This is a genomic window from Streptomyces sp. NPDC107500, from assembly GCF_055582785.1.
Genome location: NZ_JBVJPF010000005.1, coordinates 287,665 through 301,447, shown reverse-complemented (window position 1 = coordinate 301,447; position 13,783 = coordinate 287,665). Strand labels below are relative to the sequence as shown.

Below are 13,783 nucleotides of genomic sequence, written 5' to 3'. Positions count from 1 at the left end.
CGAAATCCCTTCGCACGACCGATGAGTTTGCGCGACGGTAAAGGTCTCCCCATGCGTAGCCCAAGAAGGCGGAAGGACCACCAGCATGAGCACGCACACGTCCGACCCCGCGATCGAGACCGCGGGACTGGTCAAGACGTTCGGCGAGACCCGGGCCGTGGACGGGGTGGACCTCTCGGTGCCCGCCGGCACGGTCTACGGCGTCCTCGGACCGAACGGCGCGGGCAAGACCACCACGGTGAAGATGCTCGCCACCCTGCTGCGGCCGGACGCCGGCCAGGCCCGGGTCTTCGGCCGTGACGTCGTACGCGAGGCGGACGAGGTACGCAGCCGGGTGAGCCTCACCGGTCAGTACGCCTCCGTGGACGAGGACCTCACCGGCACCGAGAACCTGATCCTGCTGGGCCGCCTCCTCGGTCACGGCAAGGCGGCCGCGGCGGAGCGCGGCGAGCAGCTGCTGGCGGCCTTCGGCCTGACGGACGCCGCGGGGAAGCAGGTCAAGCACTACTCCGGTGGCATGCGGCGGCGCATCGACATCGCCGCGTCCATCCTCAACACCCCCGACCTGCTCTTCCTGGACGAGCCGACCACCGGCCTCGACCCGCGCAGCCGCAACCAGGTGTGGGACATCGTGCGCGCGGTCGTCGCCCAGGGCACCACCGTGCTGCTGACCACGCAGTACCTGGACGAGGCCGACCAGCTGGCGTCCCGGATCGCCGTGATCGACCAGGGCAAGGTGATCGCCGAGGGCACCAAGGGCGAGCTGAAGGCGTCCGTCGGCGCCGGCTCCGTCCATCTGCGGCTGCGGGACGCCGAGGAGCGCCCCGAGGCCGAGCGGCTGCTGCGGAACCTGCTGGTCGCCGAGGTGCAGCAGGAGCCCGACCCGGTGGCACTGAGCGCCCGCCTCGGCGCGGCGGCCGGCGACACCGCCGCCGACCAGGCCGCCAAGGCCCTCGGTGAGCTGGCGCGGGCCGGCATCACCGTCGACAGCTTCTCCCTGGGACAGCCCAGCCTCGACGAGGTCTTCCTGGCGCTGACCGGGCACGACACCGGCCAGAGCACCGGCCCCGACGCCGGCTCCGGCACCGACAAGAAGGACGAGGTGGCGGCATGAGCACGGCCACGAGCCCCGAGAGCAAGGAGCTCTCCCCGGTCAGCGCCGAGTCCCTGGCGGCGCTGCTGGTGGCCAAGGAGCGCCCGCCCCGGCCCAGTGCCCTGTCCACGTCCGTGACGTTCGGCTGGCGCGCGATCCTCAAGATCAAGCACGTGCCGGAGCAGCTCTTCGACGTCACCGCGTTCCCGATCATGAACCTGTTGATGTTCACGTACCTCTTCGGCGGTGCGCTGGCGGGTTCGCCCGGCGACTACATCCAGTTCGTCCTGCCGGGCATCCTCGTGATGTCGGTCGTGATGATCACGATGTACACCGGCATCTCGGTGAACGTCGACATCGAGAAGGGCGTCTTCGACCGCTTCCGCTCGCTGCCGATCTGGCGGCCCTCGGCGATGGTCGGCTACCTGCTCGGCGACGCGCTGCGCTACACCATCGCGTCCGTCGTGATGCTCGCGGTGGGCCTGCTGCTCGGCTACCGGCCCGACGGCGGGTTCGTCGGCGTGGTCGCCGGCATCGCGCTGCTGCTGGTCTTCTCGTTCGCCTTCTCCTGGATCTGGACGATGTTCGGACTGATGCTGCGCACCGAGAAGTCGGTGATGAGCGTCAGCATGATGGTGATCTTCCCGCTCACCTTCCTGTCCAACGTCTTCGTCGACCCGAAGACCATGCCGGGCTGGCTCCAGGCCTTCGTCAACAACAGCCCGATCACCCACCTCGCGTCCGCGGTGCGCGGTCTGATGGCGGGCGAGTGGCCCGGCGTCGAGATCGCCTGGACGCTGGGCTGGGCGGGCGCGCTCCTGCTGGTCTTCGGCCCGGTCACGATGCGGCTCTACAACCGCAAGTAGCGGGTCCGCGATCTCGAGGGGGCCGCGCCAGTCGCGGGCCCCCTCAGTCGCGGGGCAGCGGGCGGGCGTCGGGCGCCACCTGGGTGGTCGGCGTCGCCCGCACGATCGTGATCAGCCGGTCCGTCAGCTCCAGCCCGCCGACGGCCGCGTCGTCGTACCCCAGGACCCGGTGCCCCCGCACGACGCTCACCACCAGGTCGCTCACCTCGCGCAGGTTCTTGCCCACCTCGGCCTTTATGACGGGCCGCTCGATGAGGTCGAGGCCGCTGCCCTGGCTGATCAGGTCCTCCATGACCATGCCGGCGGCGGGGCTGAGCACCGAGAGCCCGAGCAGCCGGCCCGCGGCGCTGGCGCTGGTGATCACGGCGTCGGCGCCGGACTGCTTCAGCAGCGGCGCGTTCTCCTCCTCGCGGACCGCGACCACGATCTTCGCGCCCCGGTTCATCTGCCGGGCCGTCAGCGTCACCAGCACGGCCGTGTCGTCCCGCTGCGTGGCGATGATGATCTGCTTCGCGCGGAACAGCTCGGCGCGGTTGAGCACGTCACTGCGCGTCGCGTCGCCTATCACGCCCGCGTAGCCGTGCGCCGTCGCGGCCTCGATGGCCTTCCCGCTCGGGTCGACCACCACCACCTGCTCCTTGCGCAGGCCGGTAGCGCAGACGGTCTGGATCGCCGACCTCCCCTTGGTGCCGAAGCCGACGACGACGGTGTGATCGCGCAAGGTGGACCTCCAGCGGTTCAGGCGCCACTCCTCCCGAGTGCGCTCGGTGAGGGCTTCCAGCGTGGTGCCGACCAGGATGATCAGGAACATCACACGCAGGGGCGTGATGATGAAGATGTTGGTCAGCCGGGCGGCGTCGCTGACCGGGGTGATGTCGCCGTATCCGGTGGTGGAGAGGGTGACGGTGGCGTAGTAGAAGGCGTCGAGAAGATCGACCGAGCCGTCCGAGTTGTCGTTGTAGCCGTCGGCGTCGGCGTAGACGATGAACGCCGTCGCGACCAGCACCACCAGGGCCAGGGAGAGCCGCTTGGCGACCTGCCGGATCGGGTGCTCCACCAGTTTCCTGGGGAGCTTCACCCGGTGGGTCACGAGATGCTCGTCCGCCTGGCGGGCGATCGCGTCCTGGCCCGGAAGTTTCACGTGAAACACACTCCGATTCCGGCGGTGGCCCAGGGCAGGTCCAGCAACTCCGCCTCCTGACCCGACCGCGCTCCGCCCGGGGGTACGACGGCCAGCGCGTCGGCGGCCGCGATGCCGCGCAGCATGGCCGGGCCGTTGTAGTGCAGCGGCGCTGCGCCGTCCTCGCGCAGTACGACGGGGACGAGCCGGGTGTCGTAGGGGTGCCCGTGCACCGCGTCCCGCAGCGGCAGCGTGTACCGCTCGGGCGCCGGGCGGGCGGCGAGCGTGCGCAGCAGCGGCTCGGCGAGGGTGAGCAGGCCGGAGACGGCGGCCAGGGGATTGCCGGGCAGCCCGACGAGGTGCTGGTCGTCCTTGAGGCGGGCCAGCAGCATCGGGTGTCCCGGGCGCACCTTGACGCCGTCCACGAGGAGGTCGGCGCCGATCCGGCGCAGGATCGGGTGGACGTGGTCGACGGGCCCGGCGGCGGTACCGCCGGTCGTGACGATCAGGTCGGCGTCGCAGGTCGTGACGGCTTGTTCCAGCGCCTGGGCGTCGTCGCCGATGCGGCGGACGGTGCGGACCTCGGCGCCGAGCGCACGCAGCCAGTGCGGCAGCATCGGGCCGAGCGCGTCCCGGATCAGGCCGTCGTGCGGGAGGCCACCGGTGAGCAATTCGTCGCCGAGGACGAGGACGTCGACGCGGGGGCGGGGGACGGTGGTGAGGGTGTCGTACCCGGCGGCCGCCGCGAGGCCCAGCACGGGCGGGGTCGCGAGGGTGCCGACGGGCAGCAACTGGTCGCCGCTGCGGCACTCCTGGCCGCGCGGGCGGATGTCCTGGCCGTGGACGACCTCGCGGGTGGGGTGGAGACGGTCCCGGTCGTCGGTGCGGCCGTGCTCGGTGCGCAGCACGGCGGTGGTGTCCGGGGGGATGCGGGCGCCGGTGGCGATCCGGGCGGCCTCGCCGTCGGTGAGGGGCGCGGCCTCCCCGTGTCCGGCCAGGACGCCTTCGTCGCGCACGGTCCAGGGGCCCGGCCCGGCGACGGCCCAGCCGTCCATCGCGGAGGTGTCGAAGGACGGCAGGTCGGTGAGGGCGGTCAGCGGTGCGGCCAGGGTGAGGCCGAGAGCCGCGTCGAGCGGCACGGAGACCGGGGTGCGGCGGGCGGCACGGGCGGCGGAGCGGGCGGCGCGCTCGGCGGCCGACCGGGCCTCGGGCCAGGGTGTCGCGTGGTGGGACTCGGGGGAGTCAGAGGGCTCATGGGGCTCGGCGGGGCCGTTCGGGGCGCCCTGACGGCCGCCGGCCGTGGCGCGGGCCGCAGCGTGGCCGGGGTCACCGTGGGAAGGGCCCGGACGGCCGTGCGGGCGGCCGGGGTTCTCCTTCACGAGGGCGAGCGCCTCCTCGACGTCGAGGTCTTCGTCGTCGGCCCATGTGCCGGGGGAGGCCATCAGGCGTCCGGGCGGGCGTCGGTGGCCTCGTCCGCCCAGCGCTGGGCGAGGGCCGCGGCCTTGCGGGCTGCCTCGGCGACCGCCTCGGGACCTCCCCCGGCCCGCCCGGCGGCGTAGCCGACGAGGAAGGTGGTCAGCGGCGCCGCGGGCCGGGCCACTCCGTGGGCGGCGTCACGCGCGAGGTCGAGCAGGAGGCCGGTGTCGACGTCGAGGTCGATGCCCAGTTCGTCCTTGGCTGCGGAGATCCATTCATCCAACACGTGACCATGCTCCCTGATGCGTGCCCTTGCGGTGGCGATGTCGTCCCAGGTGTCGCAGTCGAAGGAGGCGACGGCGTCGGGAACCCGCGCGAGCCGGAGGGCGCCGGTGAGGCGGCGCAGGGGCAGCCCGGTGAGTTCCGTCTCCTCCTCCCCAGCCGGCGCGGCGAGTTCGCGACGTAGGGCGGAGGCGCGATAGGCCGCCACCAGGGGCTGGTCGCGGCCGTCGGCGTCGGTGAGCAGCACGCCGTCCGCCTCGCCCGCGGCGAGGGCCGACAGCAGCCGGGCGACGGTGGGTTCGCCCAGGAACGGCAGGTCGGCGGAGAGCACGACGACGTACTCGGCCGTGGTGTGCCGCAGTCCGGCCGCGAGGGCGGCGAGCGGTCCGCCACCCGGCGGGTCCTCGCGGGCCCAGGTCACCGGGCGGGCGGTGGGCCGCGGTCCGGCGACGACCACGGTGGTGCGCGCTCCGGCGCAGGCGGCGAGCACCCGGTCGAGGAGCGCGCGCCCGCCCACGCGCAGGCCGGGTTTGTCGGCACCGCCGAGCCGCCGGGCGGCCCCTCCCGCGAGCACGACGGCGTCGTACCCGGCGGGGCCGGGGCCCGGCGCGGGGCCGGGGCCGGCGCCGGGGTCACCCGGTGGCTCGTACGCGGTCACCCCCCGAGTATGGGGCCCTGAGCGATCACAGGGAACGTGGGGGAGGCCGCGCGATCAGCGTCCGCGCGGCAGCACCCGCGTCACAGGGTGCGCAGCAGCACCGCCGGCTGTTCCACGCAGTCCGCCACGTACCGCAGGAAACCGCCCGCCGTGCCGCCGTCGCAGACCCGGTGGTCGAAGGTGAGCGACAGCTGGACGACCTGACGCACCGCCAACTCGCCCTCGTGCACCCACGGCTTGGGGACGATGCGGCCGACGCCGAGCATCGCCGCCTCCGGGTGGTTGATGATCGGCGTGGAGCCGTCGACGCCGAACACGCCGTAGTTGTTCAACGTGAAGGTGCCGCCGGTCAGCTCACCGGGCGTCAGCCGGCCCGCGCGGGCCGCCTCGGTCAGCCGGGCGAACTCCGCGGTGAGCCCCTCGGCGTCCCGCGCGTGCGCGTCCCGGACGACCGGCACGACCAGCCCCCGGTCCGTCTGGGCGGCGAAGCCGAGGTGGACGTGGTCGAGTTGGACGACCTCCCGGGCCTGGGTGTCGACCGTGGAGTTCAGCTCCGGGAAGCGGGCCAGGGCGGCCGTGCAGATCCGGGCCAGCAGCGCGACGAGGGAGATCTTCGGGCCCCCCGACGCGTTGATCGCGGTGCGCGCCCGCATCAGCTCGGTCGCGTCGGCGTCCACCCAGCAGGTCGCGTCGGGGATCTCGCGCCGGCTGCGGGAGAGCTTGTCGGCGACGGCGCCGCGCACGCCCTTGAGGGGGGTGCGGATGCCGCCGGGGCGCGGCGCGGAGGACACGGGGGACCCGGTGGGCGGGGCGCTCGGCCCTTGGTCCGCCACGCCCGGCTGGACCGCCGTACGGCCGCCCTGGGCGGTGGCGGCACGCAGCGCGTACTCCACGTCCGCCCGCAGGATCAGCCCGTCGGGGCCCGAGCCGGTCAGTTCGCGCAGGTCCAGGTCGTTCTGCCGGGCCAGCCTGCGGACCAGCGGGGAGATGACCGGGACGGGACCCTCCGGCTCGGCGGCGCGGACGGGCCGCCCGTTCGCCGCCGCGCCGGCCTGATGGGCGGCGGGCTCCGGACGCACCGGACGCACCCGGCGCCGCCGCGCCGGTGCCTCCGAGGTGCCGTAGCCGACCAGGACGTTGCCGGAGCCCTCGGCCTTGGGCTGCTCGGCCCCGGTCGCCGCGGCCTTGGCCGTCTCGGCCCTCGCCCCCTCGGCGGCGCCGCCAGGGGCCCGCTCCGGGCCGCCGGGAGCGGCTCCCTCGCCCACCGCGACCGTCAGCAGCGGCGCGCCGACGGGCAGCTCCGAGCCCTCCTCGCCGAAGCGGGCGGTGACCACGCCGCCGTAGGGGCAGGGCACCTCGACCATCGCCTTGGCCGTCTCGACCTCGACGACCGGCTGGTCGACGGCGACGACCTCGCCGACCTCGACGAGCCAGCGCACGATCTCCGCCTCGGTGAGCCCCTCACCGAGGTCCGGGAGCTTGAACTCCAGCACCTGTGCCATCAGCTTTCGGCCTCCCACTGAAGACGCCCCACGGCGTCCAGGATCCGGTCCACACCGGGCAGGTGGTGGCGCTCCAGCATCGGCGGCGGGTACGGGATGTCGAACCCGGCCACACGCAGCACCGGCGCCTCCAGGTGGTGGAAGCAGCGCTCCGTGACCCGGGCCGCGATCTCCCCGCCCGGGCCCCCGAAGGAACCCGACTCGTGGACGACGACCGCGCGTCCCGTCCGCCGCACCGAAGCGCACACCGTCTCGTCGTCGAACGGCACCAGGGAGCGCAGATCGACGACTTCGAGGTCCCAGCCCTCGGCCCGGGCCGCCTCGGCCGCCTCCATGCAGACGGCCAGCGACGGCCCGTACGTGATGAGTGTGGCGCTCCGGCCGGAACGCCGCACCACCGCGCGGCCCACCGGTTCAACGGGTGCGGGCTCCTCGGGGTTCCAGGCGTCCTTCGACCAGTACAGGCGCTTGGGTTCGAGGAAGACCACCGGGTCGTCGGAGGCGATGGACGCGCGCAGCAGCCCGTAGGCGTCGGCGACGGTCGCGGGCGTGACGACATGGAGCCCCGGAGTCGCCATGTAGTACGCCTCGGACGAGTCGCTGTGGTGCTCGACCCCGCCGATGCCGCCGCCGTAGGGGACGCGGATGGTCAGCGGCAGGGGCATCTTGCCGCGCGTGCGGTTGCGCATCTTGGTGACGTGGCTGACGACCTGCTCGAACGCCGGGTAGGCGAAGGCGTCGAACTGCATCTCCACGACCGGGCGCAGCCCGTACATCGCCATGCCGACGGCGGTGCCGAGGATGCCGGCCTCGGCGAGCGGGGTGTCCGTGCAGCGGTCCTCGCCGAACTCCTTCGCGAGGCCGTCGGTGACGCGGAAGACACCGCCGAGGGTGCCCACGTCCTCGCCGAGGACGTGCACGGCCGGGTCGGCGGCCATGGCGTCGCGCAGCGCGCGGGTGAGGGCCTGCGCCATGGTGGCCGGCTTGGCGGCGACGGTGGTCATCGGTGCGTCCCTTCCGGCCCGGTCTCCGCCTCGGCCGCGGCCTCCAGCTCCGCGCGCAGCAGCGCCCGCTGCTCGCGCAGCTGCCCGGTGGGCTCGGCGTAGACGTGGGCGAACAGGTCCATCGGGTCCAGCTCCGGGTCCTGGTTCATCCGGGCGCGCAGGTCCGCGGCCATGGCCTCGGCGTCCTCGCGGGCCGCCAGGACGGCGTCCTCGCCGAGCAGGCCGCGGTCGGTCAGCTCCCGCTCCAGCAGCTCGATCGGGTCGTGCCGCCGCCAGGTCTCGACCTCGGCGTCGCCCCGGTAGCGCGTGGCGTCGTCGGCGTTGGTGTGCGCCTCGACGCGGTACGTCACCGCCTCCACCAGTGTGGGACCGCCGCCCTCGCGCGCGCGGCGCACGGCGTCGGAGAGGACCTCGTGCACGGCCACCGCGTCGTTGCCGTCGACCAGGCGGCCCGGCATCCCGTAGCCGACGGCCTTGTGGGCCAGCGACGGGGCGGCGGTCTGCTTGGCGAGCGGGACGGAGATCGCGAAGCCGTTGTTCTGCACCAGGAAGACGACGGGCGCCTGCCAGACGGCGGCGAAGTTCAGCGCCTCGTGGAAGTCGCCCTCGCTGGTGCCGCCGTCGCCGACCATGGCGAGCGCGACCACGTCGTCGCCCTTGAGCCGGGCGGCGTGCGCGAGGCCCACGGCGTGCGGCAGCTGGGTGGCCAGCGGCGTGGACAGCGGGGCGACCCGGTGCTCGTAGGGGTCGTAGCCGGTGTGCCAGTCGCCGCGCAGCAGGGTGAGGGCCTCGACGGGGTCGACGCCGCGGGCGACGACGGCGAGCGTGTCCCGGTAGCTGGGGAAGAGCCAGTCCCGCTCCCTCAGGGCCAGCGCGGCGGCGATCTCGCACGCCTCCTGGCCGGTGCTGGAGGGGTAGACGGCCAGTCGGCCCTGCTTGGTCAGCGCCGTAGCCTGCGCGTTGTACCGCCGGCCGTGGACCAGCCGGGCGTAGAGCGTGCGCAGCAGCTCGGGGTCGGCGTGCTCCGCCGCCTCCGTGCCGAGCACGCGGTACGGCTCGGCGTCGGGCAGCAGCGGCGCGGGGTCGGTACGGGGCTGCCAGGCGGGCGGCGGTGTGGGCCGGTACGCGCCCCGCTGCTCCATGACCGTCATGACGGCACCTCCTCGTGGGAGCGGCTGTCGACTCGCCACGGGTGTGACGGGCCTCACCTACCGATTGTTCGGTCGCCGGCACATTTTGGCTACAGGCGGCCCCAGGCTGTGGACAAACGGTTCTCCACAGCCTGAGATGGACGCAGGACGTCCACGACAGGGAGGCGGGGGCAGGTGGCATCTGAACAAATGGCCGAGCGCCCGGAGGACGGCGGCCCCGAAGAGCCCGCTCCCCCGCCGCCCCCGCGCCCGCTGGACGCGATCGACCAGGACATCCTGCGCATGCTCCAGGCCGACGGCCGCGCCTCGATACGGTCGGTCGCCGAGCGGGTGCACGTCTCGCGCGCGAACGCCTACGCCCGCATCAACCGGCTCGTCGAGGACGGCGTCATCCGCGGCTTCGGAGCCCGCGTCGACCACGAACGCGCGGGGCACGGGACCTCGGCCTACATCACCCTGAAGATCGTCCAGAACTCCTGGCGCACGGTCCGGGCGCAGCTGCGGCAGCTGCCCGGGGCCTCGCACATCGCCCTGGTGGGCGGTGACTTCGACGTGCTCCTGCTGGTGCACACGCCGGACAACCGGGCCCTGCGCGAGCTGGTGCTCAGCCGCCTCCAGGCCATCCCGGAGGTGCTCAGCACGCGCACCCTGCTGGTGTTCGAGACCGAGGACCTGGAACCCCAGAGCTGAGCGCGCGGGCGCCGGGCGCCACGGCCTAGGAGGGGTTGCGCAGCCCGCCGAAGACCAGCCGCGCCACGGCGTCGGCCACCTCGCGCTCGCCCGCGCCCGCCCGGCCGTCGGGACCCTCGGGGCGGTACCACTCGACGATCGAGTTGATCATGCCGAAGACCAGGCGGGTCGCGAGCCGCACCTCCACGTCCGCGCGGACGTCCCCCTCGGCCGCCGCGGCCTTCAGCAGGGCGGCGACCCGGTGGTCGAACTCCCGCCGCCGCTCCAGCGCCCACCGCTCGGTGTCCGTGTTGCCGCGCACCCGCAGCAGCAGCGTCACGTAAGGCAGTTCGGCCATCAGCACCTCGACCATGCGGCGCACGACGTACTCCAGGCGCCCGGCGGCGGACCCCGAGCGCGCGTGCTCCTCGTCGAGGATCCCGAAGAGCTCGTCCAGCGCCCGGCTCACCGCGCGGCGCAGCAGCTCCTCCTTGCCCGTGACGTGGTGGTAGATGGACGACTTGGAGATCCCGGCGGCCTTGGAGAGGTGCTCCATGGAGGTGCCGTCGTAGCCGCGCTCGATGAAGACCTGCACGGCGACGGAGAGCAGCGTCTCGGGCGTGTACGTGTCGCGCCTGGCGGTGGTCATGAGGGGGTGCCCTCCTGCTTGTCGGCGGCGTACGCGTGGCGGTACAGCGCCAGGGACGGCGCGTACCGGCCCGTGGGCGCGCACTCGTGCAGGTGGCCGAGGACCGAGCAGGCCCAGTCGCCGCCGAGGCGACGGCTCCACTCCAGCGGCCCCAGCGGGTAGTTCACACCGAGGCGCATCGCGGTGTCGACGTCCTCCTCGGTCGCCACGCCCTTGGCGACCGCCTCCACGGCCAGGTCGACGATCCGCGCGACCGTGCGGGCGACGATCATGCCGGGGACGTCCCCGATGACGCTGACCTTCTTGCCGAGCGCCTGGAACAGGCCCGTGGCCTCGGCGACCGTGCGCGGGGAGGTGCTCCGCGCGGCGGCGAGGGCGACACGCGTCGCCGCGCGGTAGTCGAGCGCGAGGTCGAAGTGGACGACGTCCCGGAACTCCACCGAGGTCTGGCCGTCGGCGAGCACGAGCTGCCCGCCGCCGGGCAGGACCAGCCGCGTGCCGTTGTCCTCGGCCTCCTCGCGCACCTCGATGCCCGCCTCGCGGATCAGCGCGAGCACCTCGGCGGCCGGCCCCAGATCGCCCTCGGCGACGACGTACGCGGGCGGGTCGGCCGGCTCGGCGGTGTGCGGCTCGGGCCGCTCGGCGCCGTCCCGGTAGTCGTACCAGCCCTGCCCGCTCTTGCGGCCGAGGCGCCCGGACTCGACCAGGCGGCGCTGGGCCAGCGACGGCGTGAACCGCACGTCCTGGAAGAACGCCTGCCACACGGAGTGCGTGACGGACTCGTTGACGTCCTGGCCGATGAGGTCGGTCAGCTCGAAGGCGCCCATGCGGAAGCCGCCCGACTCGCGCAGCACGGCGTCGATGGTGGCCGGGTCGGCGCCCTGGTCCTCGTACACGGCGAGGGCCTCGGCGTAGAAGGGCCGGGCGATGCGGTTGACGATGAAACCGGGGGTGTCGGCGCAGGCGACCGGGGTCTTGCCCCAGGCGCGGGCCGTCTCGTACGCGCGCGTGGCCGACGAGAGGTCGGTGGCGAAGCCGGAGACGACCTCCACCAGCGGCAGCAGCGGCGCGGGGTTGAAGAAGTGCAGGCCGACGAAGCGGCCGGGGCTGCCGAGCCCGCCGGCGATGGCGGTGACGGACAGGGAGGAGGTGTTGGTGGCGAGCAGGCAGTCGTCGCCGACGACGCCCTCCAGCGCCCGGAACAGCTCCTGCTTCACGTCCAGCCGCTCCACGACGGCCTCGACGACCAGGGCGCAGTCGGCCAGCTCGGAGAGCGCCCCGGCGGGCGTCAGCCGGGCGCGGGCGGCGTCGCGCTCCGGGCCGGTGAGCCGTTCCTTCTCGACGAGCCGGTCGAGCCGGGCGCCGATCGCGTCGGCCGCCTCCCGGGCCCGGCCCGGGACGGCGTCGTACAGCCGTACGGGATGACCCGCGACCAGCGCCACCTGGGCGATGCCCTGGCCCATGGTGCCGGTACCGACGACGGCCACGGGGCTGCTGAGGTCGAGTGCTGTCATGTGCGCGATCCTCCCGCACGGGGTTTTCCACAGATGCGGCGGTCCCCCTTGTCCCGACCGATCGTTCGGTTACTCTAACCGTGTCCGCCCGTTCCTGCCCAGGTTTCCCCCAGGTCCACGAACTCGACGGCGAGTTTGTGGGAGACGAGGAGTTGGTCCCGCATGGCCGCCGAACTCACCGCACACCAGCTGATCGCCCAGCACCGGCCGACCCTGGACCTGGCGCTGGAGACGATCCGCACGCGCGCGTACTGGTCCCCCCACCCCGAGCACCCCAAGGCCTACGGGGAGAACGGCAGCCTGGACATGGCCGGGGGCAAGGCCGCCTTCGACGCCCTGCTCGGCACCCGCCTCGACCTCGGCCAGCCCGGCACCGACGACTGGGTCGGCGGCGAGGTCTCCCCGTACGGAGTCGAGCTGGGCGTCCAGTACCCGCACGCGGACCTCGACGTGCTGCTGCCCGCCATGAGGGCCGGCCAGAAGGCGTGGCGGGACGCGGGCGCCGAGCTGCGCGCGATGGTCTGCCTGGAGATCCTCCGCCGGATCGGCGCGCGGACCATGGAGTTCGCCCAGGCGGTCATGCACACCTCCGGGCAGGCCTTCATGATGGCCTTCCAGGCGGGCGGCCCGCACGCCCAGGACCGCGGCATGGAGGCCGTGGCCTACGCGTACGTGGAGCAGGCCCGCACCCCCGACACCGCGGAGTGGACCAAGCCCCAGGGCAAGCGCGACCCGCTCGCGCTCACCAAGGGGTTCACGCCGGTGCCGCGGGGCATCGGCCTGGTCATCGGCTGCAACACCTTCCCGACGTGGAACGGCTACCCGGGCCTGTTCGCCTCCCTCGCCACCGGCAACGCGGTCCTGGTCAAGCCCCACCCCCGCGCGGTGCTGCCGCTCGCCCTCACCGTGCAGGTCGCCCGCGACGTGCTCGCCGAGGCCGGCTTCGACCCGAACCTGGTCGCGCTGGCCGCCGAGCGCCCCGACGAGGGCATCGCCAAGACCCTCGCGACCCGCCCCGAAATCCGGATCATCGACTACACCGGCTCCACCGCCTTCGGCGACTGGCTGGAGGCCAACGCCGGCCAGGCGCAGGTCTTCACCGAGAAGGCCGGCGTCAACACGGTGATCGTCGAGTCGACCGACGACTACAAGGGGATGCTCGCCAACCTGGCCTTCTCGCTGTCCCTGTACAGCGGCCAGATGTGCACCACCCCGCAGAACCTGCTGATCCCCCGCGACGGCATCCGCACCGACCAGGGCCCCAAGTCCTACGACGAGGTGACCGCCGACCTGGCGCGCGCCGTCGACGGCCTCCTCGGTGACGACGCCCGCGCGAACGCGCTGCTCGGCGCCATCGTCAACCCGGACGTCAAGGCCCGCCTGGAGGCCGCCGCCGGACTCGGCGAGGTCGCCCTGGCCTCCCGCGAGATCACCAACCCGGAGTTCCCGGACGCGGTCGTGCGCACCCCGGTGATCGTCAAGCTGGACGGCGCCAAGCCCGGTGACGAGGCCGTCTACACCAGCGAGTGCTTCGGCCCGGTCTCCTTCGCCGTCGCCGTCGACTCCGCCGCCGACGCCGTGGAGCTGCTGCGGCACAGCGTCCGGGAGAAGGGCGCGATGACGGTCGGCGCGTACACCACCGACCCGCAGTTCGAGGAGGCCGTGACCGAGGTCTGCCTGGACGAGGCCGCCCAGCTCTCCCTCAACCTCACGGGCGGGGTGTACGTCAACCAGACGGCCGCCTTCTCCGACTTCCACGGCTCCGGCGGCAACCCGGCGGCCAACGCGGCCCTGTGCGACGGCGCCTTCGTCGCCAACCGCTTCCGCGTGGTGGAGGTCCGCCGGCCCGCCTAGGGCCC

Annotated in this window: 12 protein-coding genes; 4 read left to right on the top strand and 8 right to left on the bottom strand. The window is 73.6% G+C overall.

The window, feature by feature from the left end; genetic code table 11:
- The first annotated feature begins 85 nt into the window (after positions 1-85).
- Positions 86-1,114: an ATP-binding cassette domain-containing protein gene (locus ACZ67M_RS21670; RefSeq protein WP_392237236.1), complete on the top strand. Its 1,029-nt coding sequence runs from the start codon at positions 86-88 to the stop codon at positions 1,112-1,114.
- The gene (locus ACZ67M_RS21665; RefSeq protein WP_234956516.1) at positions 1,111-1,959 is read left to right on the top strand and encodes an ABC transporter permease; all 849 of its coding nucleotides are present in this window, start codon (positions 1,111-1,113) and stop codon (positions 1,957-1,959) included. Before ACZ67M_RS21670 ends, ACZ67M_RS21665 begins: the two co-directional genes overlap by 4 nt.
- 43 nt (positions 1,960-2,002) lie before the next feature.
- Here ACZ67M_RS21665 and ACZ67M_RS21660 read toward each other — a convergent pair whose 3' ends face one another.
- From ACZ67M_RS21660 to pdhA, 6 genes are all read right to left on the bottom strand, one after another.
- Complete coding sequence (locus tag ACZ67M_RS21660; protein ID WP_361356849.1) at positions 2,003-3,100, bottom strand: potassium channel family protein; 1,098 nt, start codon at positions 3,098-3,100, stop codon at positions 2,003-2,005.
- The gene (locus tag ACZ67M_RS21655) at positions 3,097-4,521 is read right to left on the bottom strand and encodes a molybdopterin molybdotransferase MoeA (protein WP_469852264.1); all 1,425 of its coding nucleotides are present in this window, start codon (positions 4,519-4,521) and stop codon (positions 3,097-3,099) included. Before ACZ67M_RS21655 ends, ACZ67M_RS21660 begins: the two co-directional genes overlap by 4 nt.
- Positions 4,521-5,435 (bottom strand): NTP transferase domain-containing protein, encoded by a 915-nt coding sequence (locus ACZ67M_RS21650; protein ID WP_392011270.1) that lies wholly within the window; start codon positions 5,433-5,435, stop codon positions 4,521-4,523. The genes ACZ67M_RS21655 and ACZ67M_RS21650 overlap by 1 nt, the downstream gene beginning before the upstream one ends.
- 80 nt (positions 5,436-5,515) lie before the next feature.
- A complete protein-coding gene (locus ACZ67M_RS21645; protein ID WP_469852262.1) occupies positions 5,516-6,937 on the bottom strand; it encodes a dihydrolipoamide acetyltransferase family protein in 1,422 nt (473 codons plus the stop codon).
- A complete protein-coding gene (locus ACZ67M_RS21640; protein ID WP_161332042.1) occupies positions 6,937-7,941 on the bottom strand; it encodes an alpha-ketoacid dehydrogenase subunit beta in 1,005 nt (334 codons plus the stop codon). Before ACZ67M_RS21640 ends, ACZ67M_RS21645 begins: the two co-directional genes overlap by 1 nt.
- Positions 7,938-9,092 (bottom strand): pyruvate dehydrogenase (acetyl-transferring) E1 component subunit alpha, encoded by a 1,155-nt coding sequence (pdhA, locus tag ACZ67M_RS21635; RefSeq protein WP_361356836.1) that lies wholly within the window; start codon positions 9,090-9,092, stop codon positions 7,938-7,940. Before pdhA ends, ACZ67M_RS21640 begins: the two co-directional genes overlap by 4 nt.
- 189 nt (positions 9,093-9,281) lie before the next feature.
- On the opposite strand from pdhA, the gene ACZ67M_RS21630 reads away from it, so the two are divergent.
- Entirely contained in the window at positions 9,282-9,782 is a 501-nt protein-coding gene (locus tag ACZ67M_RS21630) for an Lrp/AsnC family transcriptional regulator (RefSeq protein ID WP_122616609.1), read from the top strand.
- Between the two features lie 25 nt (positions 9,783-9,807).
- Here the strand turns inward: ACZ67M_RS21630 and ACZ67M_RS21625 are convergent, their stop codons facing one another.
- Complete coding sequence (locus ACZ67M_RS21625) at positions 9,808-10,410, bottom strand: TetR/AcrR family transcriptional regulator (RefSeq protein WP_361356833.1); 603 nt, start codon at positions 10,408-10,410, stop codon at positions 9,808-9,810.
- Positions 10,407-11,924 (bottom strand): 3-hydroxyacyl-CoA dehydrogenase, encoded by a 1,518-nt coding sequence (locus ACZ67M_RS21620; RefSeq protein WP_469852259.1) that lies wholly within the window; start codon positions 11,922-11,924, stop codon positions 10,407-10,409. Before ACZ67M_RS21620 ends, ACZ67M_RS21625 begins: the two co-directional genes overlap by 4 nt.
- A gap of 162 nt (positions 11,925-12,086) precedes the next feature.
- Between ACZ67M_RS21620 and paaN the strand changes: the two genes are divergently transcribed.
- On the top strand, positions 12,087-13,778 hold the full coding sequence (gene paaN / locus ACZ67M_RS21615) for a phenylacetic acid degradation protein PaaN (RefSeq protein ID WP_469852257.1): 1,692 nt from the start codon (positions 12,087-12,089) through the stop codon (positions 13,776-13,778).
- Positions 13,779-13,783 lie beyond the last annotated feature (5 nt).

Bases quoted from the DNA above. Each gene is read 5' to 3' on its own strand.
- ACZ67M_RS21670 (WP_392237236.1), top strand. From the start codon at position 86: ATGAGCACGCACACGTCCGACCCCGCGATCGAGACCGCGGGACTGGTC.
- ACZ67M_RS21625 (WP_361356833.1), bottom strand. From the start codon at position 10,410: ATGACCACCGCCAGGCGCGACACGTACACGCCCGAGACGCTGCTCTCC.
- ACZ67M_RS21655 (WP_469852264.1), bottom strand. From the start codon at position 4,521: ATGGCCTCCCCCGGCACATGGGCCGACGACGAAGACCTCGACGTCGAG.
- ACZ67M_RS21665 (WP_234956516.1), top strand. From the start codon at position 1,111: ATGAGCACGGCCACGAGCCCCGAGAGCAAGGAGCTCTCCCCGGTCAGC.
- paaN (WP_469852257.1), top strand. From the start codon at position 12,087: ATGGCCGCCGAACTCACCGCACACCAGCTGATCGCCCAGCACCGGCCG.
- ACZ67M_RS21620 (WP_469852259.1), bottom strand. From the start codon at position 11,924: ATGACAGCACTCGACCTCAGCAGCCCCGTGGCCGTCGTCGGTACCGGC.
- pdhA (WP_361356836.1), bottom strand. From the start codon at position 9,092: ATGACGGTCATGGAGCAGCGGGGCGCGTACCGGCCCACACCGCCGCCC.
- ACZ67M_RS21645 (WP_469852262.1), bottom strand. From the start codon at position 6,937: ATGGCACAGGTGCTGGAGTTCAAGCTCCCGGACCTCGGTGAGGGGCTC.
- ACZ67M_RS21630 (WP_122616609.1), top strand. From the start codon at position 9,282: ATGGCCGAGCGCCCGGAGGACGGCGGCCCCGAAGAGCCCGCTCCCCCG.
- ACZ67M_RS21640 (WP_161332042.1), bottom strand. From the start codon at position 7,941: ATGACCACCGTCGCCGCCAAGCCGGCCACCATGGCGCAGGCCCTCACC.